Raw genomic sequence first — 17,690 nt, forward strand, 5'->3', positions numbered from 1 at the left:
GGCGTTTTCTTCGCCCTCATCAACAGGAATTAAAATGAGCGAAAGCTTTGCGGAACTCTTTGAAGAAAGCCTAAAAACCCTGAACCTTCAGGCAGGCTCCATCATCACCGGTGTTATCGTTGATATCGATTACCAGGCTCGCTGGGTAACCGTTCACGCTGGCCTGAAGTCTGAAGCACTCATCCCGCTTGAGCAGTTCTACAACGACGCTGGCGAATTGAACATCAACGTCGGTGACGAAGTTCACGTTGCTCTGGACTCGGTTGAAGACGGCTTTGGCGAAACCAAGCTGTCCCGTGAAAAAGCCAAGCGCGCTGAATGCTGGATTGTTCTGGAAGCAGCCTTCGCAGCCGAAGAAGTGGTCAAGGGCGTTATCAACGGTAAGGTTAAAGGCGGCTTCACTGTCGACGTTAACGGCATCCGTGCGTTCCTGCCAGGTTCTCTGGTTGACGTCCGTCCAGTGCGCGACACCACGCACCTGGAAGGCAAAGAGCTGGAATTCAAGGTCATCAAGCTGGACCAGAAGCGCAACAACGTTGTCGTTTCCCGTCGCAGCGTCCTGGAAGCCGAGAACTCCGCCGAGCGCGAAGCTCTGCTGGAATCCCTGCAGGAAGGCCAACAAGTCAAAGGTATCGTCAAGAACCTCACCGATTACGGCGCATTCGTCGATCTGGGTGGCGTCGATGGCCTGCTGCACATTACCGACATGGCTTGGAAGCGTATCAAGCATCCTTCCGAAATCGTCAACGTTGGCGACGAGATCGATGTCAAGGTTCTGAAGTACGATCGCGAGCGCAATCGTGTTTCCCTGGGCCTGAAGCAGCTGGGCGAAGATCCATGGGTTGCTATCAAAGCCCGTTACCCGGAAAGCACTCGCGTTACCGCGCGTGTAACCAACCTGACCGACTACGGCTGCTTCGCTGAGCTGGAAGAAGGCGTTGAAGGTCTGGTACACGTTTCCGAAATGGACTGGACCAACAAGAACATCCACCCTTCGAAAGTCGTACAAGTCGGCGACGAAGTGGAAGTCATGGTTCTGGACATCGACGAAGAGCGTCGTCGTATCTCCCTGGGCATCAAGCAGTGCAAATCTAACCCATGGGAAGATTTCTCTGGCCAGTTCAACAAGGGCGATAAAATCTCCGGCACCATCAAGTCGATCACCGATTTCGGTATCTTCATTGGTCTGGACGGCGGCATCGACGGTCTGGTTCACCTGTCCGACATCTCCTGGAACGAAGTGGGCGAAGAAGCCGTTCGCCGCTTCAAGAAGGGCGACGAGCTGGACACCGTTATCCTGTCGGTTGACCCAGAGCGCGAGCGCATCTCCCTGGGTATCAAGCAACTGGAAAGCGATCCGTTCTCCGAGTACGTTCAAGAGAACGACAAAGGCGCCATCGTTAAAGGCATCGTGAAGGAAGTTGACGCTAAAGGCGCCATCATCACTCTGGCCGACGATATCGAAGCGACTCTGAAAGCCTCCGAAATCAGCCGTGACCGCGTTGAAGACGCGCGCAACGTTCTGAAAGAAGGCGAAGAAGTAGAAGCCAAGATCATCAGCGTTGACCGCAAGAGCCGTGTAATCCAGCTCTCGATCAAGTCGAAAGACGTTGAAGACGAGAAAGAAGCAATCCAGAGCCTGCGCGACAAGCCAGTAGCTACTGATGCTCCTGTGGCCACCACTCTGGGTGACCTGCTGCGTGCACAAATGGAAAAACAGAACTAAGTTCTGATTTTCTGTAAAAAAGGGCGACTTCGGTCGCCCTTTTTTGTGCCTGGGATTTGGTGAGCTGCGGCCGGCTTTACCAGCTTGAGTCGTGAACCAAAAATGCTGAAAAATTGTCTGATTGTTTAGTCGGATCAAACGCTTATTAGCAGCTAGTCTTTAGCCTGACACAAATGATCGCCCGGTAGGCTGTCTGGCAAAAGGAAGTGAATGAACAAGCTCATTGTTGCAGTAGCAGTTCTGGCACTCGCGGGCTGTACTACCAGCGCCAAAACACACGTAGTGCATGGGGTTAGCGGCATTGAGGTCGATTGTTCGGGGCTCGGTTCGAAGTGGGACAAGTGTTACAAGCGCGCGGCTAAGGAGTGTAAGGGGGTGGGTTACAAAGTTTTGACGAGGTCTGATGATCTCAAGGAAGAGGAGGAGGGCTTCCCCTTTGGATTCAACCCGGCAGGCTTCCTGACGCGCACCATGTTGGTGATTTGCCGATGAGACCGTGATTGCTCAGAAGTCTTCGACTTTTCGGGAGTCGAGGATTTTGAGGTGGTGGGATAGATGGCAAAACTCGGGCTGTTCAAAATCGTGCGGGCGTGCTAAAACCTTTGAAGCGCTTACCTAGCTGCTTGAAAAAGAAGGGAAAAATATGACGAAGTCGGAGTTGATCGAACGAATTGTCACCCATCAAGGGCTGCTCTCATCCAAGGATGTGGAGCTGGCCATCAAGACCATGCTTGAGCAAATGTCCCAATGTCTCGCTACTGGGGATCGTATCGAGATCCGGGGGTTTGGCAGCTTCTCTCTGCACTACCGCGCGCCACGGGTCGGCCGTAACCCGAAAACCGGCCAGTCTGTCAGTCTCGACGGTAAGTTCGTTCCGCATTTCAAGCCAGGGAAGGAGCTGAGGGATCGGGTGAATGAAGACGAGGAGGAGCAATAGTGAGTGGCAAGATTCGTAGCGCCGCTCCGCTGCGTTACGTTAAGTTCATCCTGGGGGCTCTGGCGGTTTTTTTAATTGTGGGGTTTATTCTGGAAAACCAGCAAAGGGTTAGTGTGCAATTTCTGGGTTGGTCGATGCCTGAGCTTCCAATATCACTTTATATACTGTTGTCGTTGTTGATCGGTTTGGCTGTGGGGCCGTTATTCGGTTGGTATTCTAGTCTCCGAAGCTCTCGAGGTTAGAAAGGTTTTCACTTTGAGCTATTGGGTCAAGTGAGAGGTTTTTGCATTACTTGGCTCACGAAAATTTGTGGATTTGTATTTTTTGTAGGTAAGTTTATTTTTTAACGTTTAAGGATGCACATCTTCATGCTCAAGCCCTCGACCGCCTTAGCGAGCAGTGATGAGATAGATTTTTTTGTCTTGATCAAAGCACTTTGGGCGCAGAAGTTGGTTGTTATCAGTGTAACAATAGTCATGTTGATAGCTTCTGCTGTGTATGCATTTACAGCTAAGTCCTTGTACGAAGCCAGGATTTATGTATTGCCTCCCACTCAGAATGATATAGCGGACTTCAACTATGGCAGAACATTGAATTCTGACCTGCCACCTTTCTCTGTCAAAGATGTTTACGATGTATTTACTCGCAATCTCTTTAGTGAGTCCTTGCGACACTCTTTTTTCGAGGAGGTTTATTTGCCGTCGTTGACTGAGAATGCACGCAAGGGTTCGCGCGACCGTCTGTACCAAAATTTCTCAAAGCAGTTGGTCATTTCTGCGGGAGGCAAGGAAAGCCCTGACCGTTATTCTGTTGCTGTGCAGAGCTACAATCCTTCGGAAGCTGGTGAATGGGTGCGCACTTATGTGCAAAAAGCCGGGGTTGCAGCAAAAAGCGAAATGATCAAAAACGTAGTTAGAGAGGCTCAGGTTAGAGCGCGAAACTTGGAACAACAGATTAATGGTCTCCGCGAAAGCGCTCGCCGAGAGCGAGAGGATAAAATAAAGGTCCTAAGTGAAGCTTTGGTGATTGCTAAGGCCATTGGTTTGAACAAACCGGTCATTATCAGTGGAAAAACTCCTGGGGAATTATCTTTAGGCGTAGATAGCCAGGCTTTATATATGCGTGGAAGTGATACGCTCCAGGCCGAAATTGAAGGTTTGGAAAGTCGTGAGTCTGATGATCCGTTCATTCAGAGTCTGCGAGTTTTGCAAGTTAAGTACTCATTTCTTAAAAATTTGACGATCGATTCCTCCAGTGTTTCGGTATATCGGCAAGACGGAGCCGTTGGCGATCCCGATAGTCCGATCAAGCCGAATAAATTATTAATTCTGATACTGGGGACGTGCTTTGGGTTCTTCCTGGGGCTGTTGTTGGCGCTGTTCCGGCATTTCGCACCTTTGTTGCGCACTAAATTTTGATTTCCTCCTCGTACCCCTCAGTTAGGTAAACCGCCGCATTGGGGGCACGGGCGTCTGGGGGCGTTCCCTTGGATGCTTGCGTAGCCGGGAAGATAGCGCTCGCCACGCTGAATAATCGGTTTCAGATGCGTCAAAATCCCTCCCTTTTTTGCTTGGTCGGAGGGGGGAGACGGTGGATGCTCCTGGTGGTGCGCCAAGCGTTCACGGTTCGATGGCTGTATCAAGCCATAAAGCGCATACCGATGCGTAGAAATGTGTCTACCTATCAAAATCTGGTAACGCTATTGTGTCATCTAGGAGATAATGGCGGGCGGGGCAATTAGAAGACTTTTACCGAATGGCGGAAAGGTGTATACACTTTAAAGTTCCGTTAAAGGTTGTTGTATTTTGTGCTGGCATATGGTAGGCGGGCTGGTTATGGTTGTTGGACAGGGATGCGGGAAAGAATGATTAGGCCAATCATCAACATTGGTTGTCAGGCAGTTTTTAAACTAGTGTTCGCTGTCGCATCTCTGAAAGTAGTGGCGTTTTATGTTGGGCCGAGCGGTATGGCCGTAGTTGGGCAAATACAAGCCTTTCTTCAGATTTTAAGTGCTGGTGCATCCTCGGTAACAACTTCCGGTGTGGTAAAACTGATAGCTGAAGATAAATATCCAAAAGAGCGAGTTCTGCAGTCGTCATTGATGCTGCTATTGGCTTTTAGTTTTTCTTTTGTTTTGGTTTTGCTTTTTTCGAGTACGCTTATTTCCGATTTTTTCTTGCAGGGTGAGTGGGTAGAGGTGTTATTGCTTCTGCCTCTAGGTGCTTTTTTTATAGGTTTGAATAATTTATTTATTTCTTACTTTAATGGTGGTCAGAAGTACAGTGAGTATTTTTGGTATTCCGTGATAACGGCATTTTTTACAGCTTTATCTACGTGTGCTTTTTCCATTGTTTTTGGCAAGCCAGGAGCTGTTTATTCAATAGCACTGGCACCTGCTATTGCGGGTGTGTGTGTGTTGCTTCTGCCGGCGAGATTTCGACTTCCAAGACTGAGTATGGTTAGACTGGATGCTGAAGTCATAAAGATACTGTTGTCTTACTCGCTTATGGCCTTGGGGTCGGTAATCGTAGTCTACGGCGTGCAGATCGTCCTGCGAGACTATATATCTACTAACGGGTCAATGGCTGAGGCAGGCACGTGGTATGCAGTGACCCGTTTATCCGATATATACATGGGTATATGCAGTGTCCTCTTTTCTACTTTGTTGTTACCTAAGTACAGCTCACAAGAAGGCAGGGTCTTGGCGAGTTTTGTATGGCGAGTCGGGGTAATGGCACTCGGTTTTGTTGTTGTAATGGTGGTCTCTGTAAACGTATTGGCGAGCTTCGCTATTTGGTTGATTTATGGTGATGCTTTTGCCGCCGCCGCTGGGATCATGAAAATTTATGTGATTGGCGATGCTCTCAAGTGTCTGAGTTGGGTGTTTCTTTACGTAATGATAGCTAAGCAGCATGTTCGATTCTATCTCGCCTATGAGATGATTAGTGCGTTGTTGTATCTCCTTCTCTGTATCTTGTGTTATCAGCTTTATGGCTTCAATAATATGGCTTATGGATATCCGCTGCAGGGAGCTGTTTCTCTGGCAATGGTATTGCTATGGTTTTTGGTAACTCGCTACAATTCAATGCCCTTAGAACAGAATAATAAGTATGACGCAGTATAATATTGTATATGTTGTAGTTTGGTTGCTGGCTATTCTTTCATTGAGAAAAAATAATCATCCGTCGGCATGGTTGTTTTTTTTACAGGTGGCGTTGCTTGCCTTGTTCGTAGGTTTGAAGTTTCAAACCGGATATGATTGGCCAATCTATGAGGCGCATTACACAGCAGTACAAAGCGGGGAAGGCTTTTATCTTGATTTTGAATTTGGTTATGAGTGGCTTGTCCAGCTTTCAGTAAGTATGGGGTTGGCGTTCGAGCAGTTTTCTGCGGTAATAAGTATATTGGAAATTGCTTTTATAGCTTTCGCAGTGAGACGCTTTTTTCCGAGGTATTGCCTGGTTGTCATGGCGATAATGTATTCGGTTCCAGATTTTTATTTGATACCTGCGTTTTCTCTGCTTAGGCAAGGTCTTGCAGTTAGCATATTTTTGCTAGGTGTGTATAAGGTTTTTTCAAATAAAAAAATCTCGGGCTTCATCTTCTTTGCGATGGCTTGTTCGTTGCACTATTCGGTAGTTGGTGGAGTTTTGCTGCTTGCATTGGTCTATGTTTTTCCTTTGGGTCGAAGGACGTTTTCATTGATTTTTGCTGCTTCGGTAGCGCTGTATGTATCTTCTTTTGATATCATTCGAAGTGTTGTTGAGGTTTTGATTGTTTACGTCAATCCAAAATACATGGTTTATTTGGATCGTGATGTTTTTAACGCATCGTTTGCATATCGGGCTGCATTTGCAGTTGTTTCACTAGTGTTTTTCGTATGCATATACGGGGCTTGGGTAAGGCGTGAGTCTTCTAGTGTTGAGGTTCTTGGTGATAGGTGGGGATTACAAACCTATCGGCTGGCTTTGTTGGGGTTGCTCATTCCTTTGATAATATTTGGCTTCCCAACTCTATCTACCCGATATCAGTTTTTTTTCGCCATATTCCTTGTGGGGTGTACACTCGGGGCTTTACAGTATGTGACATACGCAAGCCGTATTATTGTTGTCTTTGTGATTGCGATAATTGCATACTTGCCATTCTTTAGGTTTATATCAAGCCCGCTTTCTATTGTTTATATACCCTATCAAAGTCAGCTTTTTTATGATCATAAAAACTCGACTGGGCAAGATCGAACCAATGATTTGCTCAACCAATTAGACGTGCTGTGGTCCAAATAATGAAATCAAGTAAACATATCGTTCTGCTTACTACCAAATATGCGGATGACAAAAAAGATGCCTGGTTGACTAATGAGTTGGCTTACTCATTGAATGAGGAAGGGCACGATGTCTCGGTGGTTGTTTTCTCTTGGCTTAAGAATGAGCCTGTGTCATTCACTAAGGTGATTGATGGAATTAAGGTTATCAGGGTCAAGCTTCCGGCTATATTCTATAACACAGGGGTCATCGGTACTTCCCTGAAGATATTCTTGTTTCCGTTCCTCGCTCGTCATGAAGTGCGAAAGCAAGTGAGCAAGTGTGACCTGTTAATTGCCAATACGCCTTGTGTGACCATTTTGGGGATGTCTCGCTATTTTAGAAAAAAATTTGACTCCAAGTCTTTTCTGGTGCTATGGGATTTCTTTCCATATTATTTGAAAGATCTCGGTGCTATCAGAAATAAGCTATTTTTTGGTTTTTTTCGTTATCTTGAACAAATAATGTACAAAAGTTTTGATCGCATCGGATGTATGACTGAGGGTAATGCCAGGTTCTTGTTTGATAATTTCCCGACGGTGGATAAGCAGCGTGTAGAAATTTTGCCTCTTTGGGCGAAGATCAAGCAGGTTGATCCGATAGACAAGTCTGAAATAAGGTTGAAGTACGATTTGCCATCTACAGGATTTATTGCTGTTTATGGTGGCGCAATGTCTATTGTCCAGGAATTGGACAATATTCTCGATTTGGCTGAGCTTTACACTGGTGATGATGTGACCTTCCTTTTCATTGGTAAGGGGACTGAGAAGGAACGGTTGGAGGAATCGGTATTTACTCGTGGTTTAAAGAACGTAAAGTTTATCAACTACGTGCCTCGTGATGAGTATCAGCATGTAGTTCAAGCCTGCGATGTGGGTCTGATTTCCCTGTCCAGGAAGTTAACTGTGCCGAGTTTTCCCTCTAAATCATTAGATTATTTTAAAGTTTCTCTTCCGGTGCTTGCATCTTTGGATTCAGTTACGGATTTTGGAGATATCCTTGAAAACAAAATATGTGCTGGTTTAGCCGTAGTGGCGGGGGATGTAACTAATCTAAAAAACAAATTGGATTTGTTGATTAAGGATGCTGAGCTCTGTAAAGCGCTAGGGGCCAATGGTCGGCGCTATTACGAAAAGTACTTGAGCGTCGAGAACGCAAGAAGTATTATCATTTCATCACTATAAGTGGGGTCTTCTCATGGCTATTTCTTTCAGTAACTCAACGCTTTTGATCACCGGTGGCACCGGGTCGTTTGGTAATGCTGTGCTGAAACGATTCCTCGATACTGATATCAAAGAAATTCGTGTGTTCAGCCGAGACGAGAAAAAACAAGATGACATGCGTAAAAAATACGCAAACACCAAGCTGAAGTTCTATATTGGCGACGTCAGAGATTTCCAGAGTGTACTCAATGCTACTCGTGGGGTAGATTATATTTTTCACGCCGCTGCCTTGAAGCAGGTTCCATCGTGCGAATTCCACCCAATGGAAGCTGTGAAAACAAACGTGCTTGGTACTGATAATGTACTGGAAGCGGCGATCCAAAATAACGTTAAGCGCGTAGTCTGCCTGAGTACTGATAAAGCTGTTTATCCAATCAATGCAATGGGTATATCCAAAGCAATGATGGAAAAAGTAATGGTTGCCAAATCCCGTAACGATAACAATACGGTTATCTGCGGTACCCGTTACGGTAACGTGATGGCGTCCCGTGGTTCCGTTATTCCTTTGTTTGTTGATCAGATCCGTTCGGGCATTCCGCTAAGCTTGACTGATCCAAACATGACGCGATTCATGATGACTTTGGCAGATGCGGTCGATCTGGTTTTGTATGCTTTTGAGCATGGCACAAATGGTGACATGTTTGTCCAGAAAGCTCCCGCAGCGACTGTGGAAGTTTTGGCAAAAGCGTTGATCAATATGCTTAATGTGCCAGATCATCCCGTTCAGGTCATTGGCACCCGTCACGGCGAAAAGCTTTTTGAAGCACTGCTTAGCCGTGAAGAAATGGCCTGCGCAGAAGATCGTGGTGACTACTTCCGCGTACCACCAGATCTGCGAGATCTGAATTACTCCAAGTTTGTGGAGCAGGGTGAGACCAAAATCTCTCGTACTGAAGACTACAACTCGCATAATACCGAGCGCCTTGATGTAGAAGGTATGCAGAAGCTGCTCCTCAAGTTGAACTTTATGCGCGCTATCCAGCGTGGTGAGCACGCTACACCTGAGGAATAAGCAATGAAGGTTCTGATTACAGGTGCCAATGGTTTTGTCGGCCAGAATCTTATTTCGCATCTGAGCGAGAAGTCCGATATCGAAGTGGTGCGTTTTACTCGCGAAGATTCGCTGGAAAACTTGCCGAGTCTGGTTGCCCAGGTTGACTTTATTTTCCATCTGGCCGGTGTCAATCGTCCGTTGGACCCGCAGGAGTTTCATATCGGCAATACCGATTTGACTCGTGCACTCTGTGATGCTATTCGTCTCAGTGGCCGGAAAGTTCCAGTGCTGTATACGTCGTCCAGTCAAGCGGAGTTGGATAATCCATACGGCAGTAGTAAACTCGGCGCCGAACAAGTATTACTTGATCTGAGCTCGGAGAATGGTTCGGAAGTGCACTTGTTTCGTTTGCCTAACGTATTTGGTAAGTGGGCTCGTCCTAACTATAATTCGGCGGTTGCGACTTTTTGTAATAATATCGCTCGCGGTCTACCAATCAATGTCAATGATCCGCATGCGCAAATTAATCTGGTTTATATAGATGACGTAGTTGCATGTTTCATTGCTGTAATGGATGGAAAGAAGTCAGGCTCGCCGTTTGTTAGTGTGGAACCACAATACAATATTACGGTGGGTGAACTTTCCGAGCAATTGGCGGCTTTCCGTGATAGTCGCAAGACGATGATTACCGAGTCGGTCGGAACGGGGCTTGTAAGGGCGCTTTATTCCACTTATTTGAGTTATCTACCGCCTGAGCGTTTTACTTACGAAGTTCCCAAGCACGGCGATCCGCGCGGGGTTTTTGTGGAAATGCTTAAAACCAAGGAGGCTGGACAGTTTTCATACTTTACTGCACATCCAGGGATAACACGCGGCGGGCATTACCACCACTCAAAGACCGAAAAGTTCCTTGTCATCAAAGGCACGGCATGTTTCCGCTTCCGTCACATTGTTTCGGGTGAGTTTTACGAATTGTTCACTTCCGGAGAAAAGCCGGAAATTGTCGAAACAGTTCCGGGCTGGAGTCACGACATTACCAATACAGGCAGTGAAGAAATGATCGTTATGCTTTGGGCTAACGAGATTTTTGATCGTGAAGCACCTGATACGTTTACCTTTCCTGTTGGTACTGAAGCTTAATTATCGTGCGCGCCGCTTTATTCCTTAGATAAGGAGTGGGCGGCGCTGTGCTTTTGTGGGGCTTGCGATCCCTTGAAGTGGTAGTCTTGTAAATCCGATTTTTGACAGTTTGTCACCCCCCATCACAGGCTCAAAAGCAGGCCGGAAAGTCTGTTGTATTAGCTTTTCCATTGGCGTTTTTCTTCGAATTGGGCACCACGGAGTGACCGTGTGTGGTCACCGAGATCGAACGCGGTGGAGGTAAGGTGTGATCGACGGCTGCCTTACCCGGGATGTTGAGGCTAGGTGGCGCAGCGTCCACTCGTCCATTGATGGCCCTCTTTGGGCTTCAAGCATGCTAATGGATAGCGTTAGTGGCAGTTGAAGATTAGAATTGTTAATCGTTTTTATCACTTATTAAAATGTGACGTTTAAAAATGAAAAAATTGAAAATCGTTACCGTAGTGGGTACTCGCCCGGAAATTATTCGTCTGTCGCGCGTCATGGCCGCCCTGGACAGGGACTGTGACCATGTTCTAGTGCACACCGGGCAGAATTATGACTATGAACTGAACGAGATTTTCTTTCAGGATCTCGGTATCCGTAAACCAGACCACTTTCTGAACGCCGCTGGCGCAACAGGCGCAGAGACCATCGGTAACGTCATTATTTCCGTTGATCGTGTGCTGGCTGAGGTTCAGCCTGAGGCTGTTCTCGTCCTCGGCGACACGAATAGCTGCATGGCGGTCATTCCCGCCAAACGTCGTAAAATTCCAGCTTTCCACATGGAAGCTGGTAACCGTTGCTTCGACATGCGTGTGCCTGAAGAAATCAACCGACGTATTGTAGATCACACCGCTGATATCAATTTAACTTACAGCACCATTGCGCGCGACTATCTGCTAAGTGAAGGCTTGCCACCAGACAGGGTTATCAAAACTGGTAGCCCGATGTTTGAGGTGCTTAATTATTATCGTGAAGGTATCGATTCTTCGGACGTGCTGGAGCGGCTTGGTCTTGAACAGGGCAAATTTTTTGTAGTAAGTGCACACCGTGAAGAAAATATTGATTCTGATACTAACTTCGGAAAGCTTGTTGAAGTACTCAACGCAGTCGCAGCGCACTATGACTATCCGGTAATCGTCTCCACCCACCCGCGGACGCAGAAGCGTGTCGATGCCATGGGGGTGAAGTTTCACGAGAATGTTCGTCTGCTAAAACCGCTCGGTTTCAAGGACTACAACAAGCTACAACTTGAGTCCAAAGCAGTACTTTCCGATAGTGGTACGATCAATGAAGAGTCCTCTATTCTCAACTTCCCAGCGTTGAATATCCGTGAGGCGCACGAGCGTCCAGAGGGTATGGAAGAAGCCGCTGTGATGATGGTTGGCCTTGAGTCCGAGCGAGTGATGCAGGCCTTGCAGGTGCTTGAGGGTCAAAGCCGAGGTGAGGTTCGCAGTCTGCGCCTGGTGGCAGACTACAGCATGCCGAACGTTTCAGAAAAAGTGGTCAGGATCATTCACAGCTACCGCGACTATGTTATGCGTGTCGTTTGGAAAAAGTACTGATCAGGACGAAAAGTATTAATGGCGAAGGTTTTTGTTGTTTCAGAGTATGTGAATGCGGAACAAAATTCGACCGGTTTTTTTTGGTCGAAAATCGTTAATAAGATTGGGGTAGAACGTGGGCGGGTAACAGTAATTTATCCAAGCGCAAGTAAATCCTCACGCTTATTTGAGAGTCACGATGTTAAAGAAGTGGCATTCACAACGCTGAAATTTAACAAAAACAAGCTGATTTTCAGGTTCTTCGGGCAGTTTTATCAGGTGGCTGGTTTCTGTTGGCACATTCTCCGGGATGTAAAAAAAAATGATGTTGTGCTGACTGGGACTAATCCGGCATTACTGTTGATGGTTATCCCTTTCTTGAAGCTGATCAAAAGTTTTAAGTGGGGGGTTCTGGTTCATGATGTTTTTCCGGAGAACTTAGTGCCTGCCGGCATAATAAAGTCTACCAGTCGTGTCTATCCGATAATCAACCGTTTATTCTCCAGTATTTATAATTCTGCAGAGTTACTGGTTGTTATCGGACGGGACATGCAGGAGCTAGTCAGTCTGAAGGTTACGAATACGGCTAAGGTCGTATTCGTGCCAAACTGGGCAGATGAGAAAGAGGTTTTTCCTTTACCTCGTCACACTGCGCCATTTTTAAATGAATTGGGGTGGCAGGAAAAAGTTGTGTTCCAGTTTTTTGGCAATATTGGGCGGGTACAGGGAATTGAGAATATTCTCGACGCTATTTCTCTTGTCGAAGATGATCGGGCTGCGTTCTTATTTATTGGAGATGGCGCGCTCGTCGCCAAGGTCAAGGAGTTCGTAAAAAGTAACCCTGCAAAAAATGTTGCCTATGCGGGCACTGTTCCATTGAGGGAAAAAAATCAGGGGCTTGCTGCTTGTGATGTGGCGTTAATTACCTTGGAGAAAGGAATGCTTGGACTGGGAGTTCCCAGCAAAGCATATTTTTCTCTTGCTGCAGATAAACCTCTTTTAGCAGTAATGGATGACAATGCCGAGATATCGCGAGTTATTCGCGAAAAAGGAGTCGGATGGCAGTGTAAGCCGTCTGATCCGCGTGCTTTGGCCGACGTAATAGCAACAATATGCAATTCTGATCTTGAAGCGCTAAACGGCTGCTCGCTCGCTGTTTTTCGCGAGAATTATGCTGAGCATCTCGCATTGGATAAGTTCTATGGACATGTTGCTAATCTCATTGGACCGAACAAAGTATGAAAGTTTTAATTACTGGCGCCAATGGGTTTGTCGGGCGAGGTTTGGTTAGCGTTCTTCACTCTGAATGCCATCAACTCGTTTGTTGCTCGCGAATCGCTGTGTCCGACCATGAATTTATTATTTCCCCTCCCTTAAGCGCCGATGCAGATTGGAGCCAGCTCTTAACGGGGGTTGATGTCGTAGTCCACTTGGCTGGCAAGGCTCATAATCTAGGTGAGCCAAGAGAAGTAGCTTTGCAGGGGTTCAAACAGGCGAATGTCGATGGCACGGTTCGTCTCGCAGAGCAGGCAATTTCGTCTAATGTCAAAAGGTTCATTTTTATCAGTTCCATAGGTGTGAACGGATCGTCAACGGAAGGTGCGTTTGACGAGTCTTCTCCGGCGGCACCTCACGCGGATTACGCTGAATCAAAATGGGCTGCTGAGCGGAAACTCGAGGAGTTAAGTCGGAGGTCTTCCATGGAGCTGGTTATTATAAGACCTCCTTTGGTATATGCGGCGCAAGCCCCCGGCAACTTTAAACGATTGCTTAAATTAGTTTCATTAGGGATACCTTTACCTTTTGCAACTATCAATAACCGACGCAGCATGATCGCGTTGGAAAACCTGGTGGACTTTATCCGTGTCTGTGTGACTCATCCAAAAGCTGCCAATAACTTGTTTCTTGTTTCTGATGGTGTGGATCTGTCCACCGCTGAGATAGTCAGGTTTCTGGCCAGTGGTATGAATAGAAAAGCTCGGCTTATTGCAGTCCCCCAGTTTCTCTTGTTGGCTGGGAGTACGCTATTGAGACGGCGTGCTATTTATACACAGCTTTGTTGTTCTTTGGTAATTGACTCTTCGAAAGCACGATCAAATTTGGGTTGGGTCCCTGTCGTCTCTCCTCAACAAGCGTTGACAGAGTCCGGTCGGGGTTTCAAAGCGCTCTAACATTTTTTGTGTGTGGTGTTTCTATAATGATAAATGCACATTTTTCAACCGAGTATTATTGGCTCGCCTTTCCTGCGGTAATTCTTTTGTCGCTCGGTTTGACTGGGGCACTGCGTATTTACGCGTTGAAGAACAGTCTCATTGATGTGCCAAATGTCCGGAGTTCACACTCGATCCCCACTCCTCGCGGTGGAGGGGTTGCCATTGTCGTTTGTTTTCTGTTGGTCATGCCATTACTCGCTACGACAGGACTTGTAACCTGGTCAAATGCAATGGCATTGATTGGTGCTGGAGCCTGGGTTGCTGTGATTGGATTTCTTGACGATCACGGTCATATTGCGGCTCGCTGGCGTCTATTGGCTCATTTCGCTGGCGCGATCTGGGCATTGTTTTGGCTTGGTGGTCTGGCTCCGATAGATGCTTTTGGCCTAACGATCGACCTCGGTTGGTTAGGTCATGTTGTTGCCGCTTTCTATCTGGTCTGGATGCTTAATCTTTACAACTTTATGGATGGAATTGATGGAATCGCCGGGGTTGAGGCCGTAACTGCGTGTATCGGTGCTTGTCTGATTTATTGGGTTACCGGTTTTGATGCTCTGGTTTGGGCACCTTTACTGCTCGCCGCTGCGGTACTGGGGTTTCTTTGCTGGAATTTTCCACCTGCGCGAATTTTCATGGGTGATGCGGGTAGTGGGTTTCTGGGCATCATACTGGGCATTTTTTCCCTTCAGGCATCCGCTAGCGCACCACAACTATTGTGGGTCTGGTTGATTCTACTTGGCGTATTCATTGTCGATGCCACGTTCACCTTGTTGCGGCGTTTAATGCGGGGCGATAAAGTTTATGAGGCGCATCGCAGTCATGCCTATCAGTTTGCCTCTAGAAGTGTCGGTCGTCATCTACCGGTAACGGTCGGTGTCTTGATGATTAACCTGTTTTGGCTGCTTCCGATAGCTCTGTGTGTTGGGGTAGGGGTCTTAAATGGCCTTCTCGGCCTGCTGATAGCATACGTTCCCTTGGTTTTACTCGCCGTCAGGTACCATGCGGGCGAGCTGGAAAAAGTGAATTGAGGTGAATTTCGCTCGATTGGTAAGGTTACAAAAAAGCTGTCATGTTAAATAATTGATCTCTGATTTTAAGTATCCAGCGCTTGAAGCTTTCAGGAGTGCGAAAGGGGTTTTATGGATAATCTTCGGGCATATTTGTTAAGGCTTCCACGTAGTCGCAAACGTATCTTGCAAGTCATCACTGACTGCTCGCTCGTCTGGGTAGCGTTGTGGATGTCATTCATCGTTCGCTTGGGTATTGACGAGATGATCAATCCGTTTACCCAGCATTTTTGGTTGTTCCTGGCTGCCCCGGTCATCGCGATTCCTCTTTTCATCCGCTTCGGAATGTACCGGGCGGTGATGCGTTACTTCGGTAACGATGCCCTGATTGCGATTATCAAGGCTGTCAGCCTTTCTGCCCTGATTCTCGGAGTGGTGGTGTTCTGGTACAGCAATCATCAGAACGTTGTCCCACGGTCAATTATTTTTAACTACTGGTGGCTTAGCCTGATCATGGTGGGAGGGCTTCGTCTCGCTATGCGCCAGTATTTTCTAGGTGACTGGTTTGCAGCGGTACAACATGTGCCGTTTACCAATCGTGACGATGGGCTGCCACGCGTAGCTATTTATGGAGCCGGCGCGGCTGGGAACCAATTGGTTGCAGCTCTTCGGATGGGGCGCGCGATGCGCCCGGTTGCATTCATTGATGATGATAAAAGCATCGCTGATCGCGTGATCTCTGGCTTGCAGGTGTATAAGCCCAAGCATATTCAACGCATGATTGATGTTACCGGGGCGCAGGAAATTCTACTTGCGGTTCCATCAGTGAATCGTGCTCGCCGCCGTGAGATTCTTGGCTTTCTGGAGCGATTCCCACTGCACGTAAGAAGTATACCGGGGTTCATGGACCTCGCCAGCGGGCGAGTCAAGGTCGACGATATCCAAGAGGTTGATATCGCGGACCTGCTCGGTCGGGATGCTGTGCCAGCACAGGGTGATTTACTGGAGCATTGCATCAAGGATCAATCGGTACTCGTCACGGGTGCCGGCGGCTCTATCGGCTCCGAGCTTTGTCGTCAGATCCTGCTCCTGCAACCGACGACGCTTTTGTTGTTCGAACACAGTGAGTTCAATCTTTACAGTATTCTCTCGGAGTTGGAACAGCGTATATCACGAGAGTCGCTGTCTGTACGTCTGTTACCAATACTTGGTTCTGTGCGTAATCAGGACAAACTTCTAGATGTAATGAAAACCTGGCATGTCGATACGGTGTATCACGCTGCCGCTTATAAACATGTCCCGATGGTTGAGCACAATATTGCCGAAGGGGTTTGGAATAATGTAGTTGGTACGTTGAATACCGCACAAGCGGCTCTTCAGGCCGGAGTTTCGAATTTCGTACTGATCTCTACGGATAAGGCCGTGCGACCTACGAACGTCATGGGCAGTACGAAGCGGTTGGCGGAGTTGACGCTGCAGGCATTGAGCCGCGAGGTGGCGCCGGTGATGTTTGGCGATAAGACCAACGTCTCTCGAGTCAATAAAACCAGGTTTACCATGGTGCGATTCGGCAATGTACTAGGGTCGTCCGGCTCGGTAATTCCGCTGTTTCACAAACAGATCATGTCCGGCGGTCCTTTAACGGTTACTCATCCGAAAATAACCCGTTACTTTATGACCATCCCGGAAGCGGCCCAACTTGTGATTCAAGCTGGCTCGATGGGGCAGGGGGGGGATGTTTTTGTTCTGGATATGGGTGAACCGGTAAAAATTGTCGAGCTTGCGGAGAAAATGATTCATCTCTCCGGCTTGAGCGTACGTTCGGAAAAAAATCAACATGGCGATATTTCCATTCTGTTCACCGGCCTGAGGCCTGGTGAGAAGCTTTATGAAGAATTGCTTATTGGGGATAACGTTGCGGCTACGTCGCACCCGATGATCATGACAGCCAGCGAAGACTATCTCACTTGGGATGTCCTTAAAGTCAGGCTGAGTGAGTTACTGTCTGCTGTTGAGCGCGATGATTACACTCAAGTGCGTCAAATCTTACGTGAAACGGTGAGTGGCTATACCCCCGACGGGGAAATCGTCGACTGGATTTTCCAGCAGCGCCGCCTCGAACCCTGATTGTTTCATATCCTGTAACGTACACATTTTTGACAGTTCCATGAGATCGCCTAAGTTTGGAGAGCAGCTTCGGAAAAGCTGCTTTCTCAAACGATGGCAGGAGCTTCACTAATGCGTACAAGCAGTTTCTACTCCCTGGTTTTCGCCCTTCTTGCAAGCGCCTCTCTTGCGGCAATCGCCGCGCCTGTCAACCCACCCGAGGTGAAGAGTGCTCCTCTGGTGCAGGATGTAGCCGCCAAGGCACAGTCCGGCAAAGTCGATCTCAATAGTGCTGATGCACCTACGCTGCAACGTGAGTTGGTTGGGGTGGGCGAGGCGAAAGCCAAGGCGATTGTTGCTTATCGTGAAAGTAATGGTGCGTTTGCTTCAGTTGACGAGTTACTGGAAGTGAAGGGGATCGGGAAAGCGATTCTGGATAGCAATCGCGAGAAGATCGAGGTGAACTAAGAGTGTGATTGAATGACAAAGGCCGATCGTTGATCGGCCTTTTTATTTG

General features: G+C 47.5%; 16 protein-coding genes. All 16 read left to right on the forward strand.

Translation table 11 applies throughout. From position 1 onward, the window contains the following. Positions 1 to 34 precede the first annotated feature (34 nt). The 16 genes from rpsA (at position 35) to KW846_RS13840 (ending at position 17,641) form a co-directional block, all read left to right on the forward strand. The gene (rpsA, locus tag KW846_RS13765) at positions 35 to 1,726 is read left to right on the forward strand and encodes a 30S ribosomal protein S1 (RefSeq protein WP_007973639.1); all 1,692 of its coding nucleotides are present in this window, start codon (positions 35 to 37) and stop codon (positions 1,724 to 1,726) included. A gap of 210 nt (positions 1,727 to 1,936) precedes the next feature. Further along, on the forward strand, positions 1,937 to 2,218 hold the full coding sequence (locus KW846_RS13770) for a hypothetical protein (protein ID WP_218482793.1): 282 nt from the start codon (positions 1,937 to 1,939) through the stop codon (positions 2,216 to 2,218). A gap of 151 nt (positions 2,219 to 2,369) precedes the next feature. Then, the gene (gene ihfB, locus KW846_RS13775; protein ID WP_218482795.1) at positions 2,370 to 2,663 is read left to right on the forward strand and encodes an integration host factor subunit beta; all 294 of its coding nucleotides are present in this window, start codon (positions 2,370 to 2,372) and stop codon (positions 2,661 to 2,663) included. A gap of 77 nt (positions 2,664 to 2,740) precedes the next feature. Next, positions 2,741 to 2,905, forward strand: coding sequence for a lipopolysaccharide assembly protein LapA domain-containing protein (locus KW846_RS13780; protein WP_371321750.1), 165 nt, complete (start codon positions 2,741 to 2,743; stop codon positions 2,903 to 2,905). Between the two features lie 126 nt (positions 2,906 to 3,031). Then, positions 3,032 to 4,081 carry an LPS O-antigen chain length determinant protein WzzB gene (locus tag KW846_RS13785; RefSeq protein WP_218482796.1) on the forward strand — a complete coding sequence of 350 codons (1,050 nt, stop codon included), beginning with the start codon at positions 3,032 to 3,034 and terminating at the stop codon, positions 4,079 to 4,081. A gap of 446 nt (positions 4,082 to 4,527) precedes the next feature. Further along, positions 4,528 to 5,787 carry an oligosaccharide flippase family protein gene (locus KW846_RS13790; protein ID WP_218482798.1) on the forward strand — a complete coding sequence of 420 codons (1,260 nt, stop codon included), beginning with the start codon at positions 4,528 to 4,530 and terminating at the stop codon, positions 5,785 to 5,787. After that, the gene (locus tag KW846_RS13795) at positions 5,774 to 6,946 is read left to right on the forward strand and encodes an EpsG family protein (protein ID WP_218482800.1); all 1,173 of its coding nucleotides are present in this window, start codon (positions 5,774 to 5,776) and stop codon (positions 6,944 to 6,946) included. Before KW846_RS13790 ends, KW846_RS13795 begins: the two co-directional genes overlap by 14 nt. Then, positions 6,946 to 8,148: a glycosyltransferase family 4 protein gene (locus KW846_RS13800; RefSeq protein ID WP_218482802.1), complete on the forward strand. Its 1,203-nt coding sequence runs from the start codon at positions 6,946 to 6,948 to the stop codon at positions 8,146 to 8,148. The genes KW846_RS13795 and KW846_RS13800 overlap by 1 nt, the downstream gene beginning before the upstream one ends. A gap of 13 nt (positions 8,149 to 8,161) precedes the next feature. Then, complete coding sequence (locus KW846_RS13805) at positions 8,162 to 9,199, forward strand: polysaccharide biosynthesis protein (protein WP_057713776.1); 1,038 nt, start codon at positions 8,162 to 8,164, stop codon at positions 9,197 to 9,199. 3 nt (positions 9,200 to 9,202) lie between these two features. Next, positions 9,203 to 10,321: an NAD-dependent epimerase/dehydratase family protein gene (locus KW846_RS13810; protein WP_218482804.1), complete on the forward strand. Its 1,119-nt coding sequence runs from the start codon at positions 9,203 to 9,205 to the stop codon at positions 10,319 to 10,321. Between the two features lie 416 nt (positions 10,322 to 10,737). Continuing rightward, positions 10,738 to 11,868, forward strand: a complete 1,131-nt coding sequence (gene wecB, locus KW846_RS13815) for a non-hydrolyzing UDP-N-acetylglucosamine 2-epimerase (RefSeq protein ID WP_218482806.1) — start codon at positions 10,738 to 10,740, stop codon at positions 11,866 to 11,868. Positions 11,869 to 11,886: 18 nt separating this feature from the next. Continuing rightward, on the forward strand, positions 11,887 to 13,089 hold the full coding sequence (locus KW846_RS13820) for a glycosyltransferase family 4 protein (RefSeq protein WP_218482808.1): 1,203 nt from the start codon (positions 11,887 to 11,889) through the stop codon (positions 13,087 to 13,089). Further along, entirely contained in the window at positions 13,086 to 14,018 is a 933-nt protein-coding gene (locus KW846_RS13825; RefSeq protein WP_218482810.1) for an NAD-dependent epimerase/dehydratase family protein, read from the forward strand. Before KW846_RS13820 ends, KW846_RS13825 begins: the two co-directional genes overlap by 4 nt. Positions 14,019 to 14,044: 26 nt before the next feature. Further along, on the forward strand, positions 14,045 to 15,088 hold the full coding sequence (locus KW846_RS13830) for a glycosyltransferase family 4 protein (protein ID WP_218482812.1): 1,044 nt from the start codon (positions 14,045 to 14,047) through the stop codon (positions 15,086 to 15,088). A 111-nt stretch (positions 15,089 to 15,199) separates the two neighbouring features. Continuing rightward, entirely contained in the window at positions 15,200 to 17,194 is a 1,995-nt protein-coding gene (locus KW846_RS13835; protein ID WP_218482814.1) for a nucleoside-diphosphate sugar epimerase/dehydratase, read from the forward strand. Between the two features lie 111 nt (positions 17,195 to 17,305). Beyond that, the gene (locus KW846_RS13840) at positions 17,306 to 17,641 is read left to right on the forward strand and encodes a helix-hairpin-helix domain-containing protein (RefSeq protein ID WP_218482816.1); all 336 of its coding nucleotides are present in this window, start codon (positions 17,306 to 17,308) and stop codon (positions 17,639 to 17,641) included. The last annotated feature ends 49 nt before the right edge of the window (positions 17,642 to 17,690 follow it).

The organism is Pseudomonas sp. PDM32, assembly GCF_019219225.1.
Classification (GTDB): domain Bacteria; phylum Pseudomonadota; class Gammaproteobacteria; order Pseudomonadales; family Pseudomonadaceae; genus Aquipseudomonas; species Aquipseudomonas laurylsulfatiphila.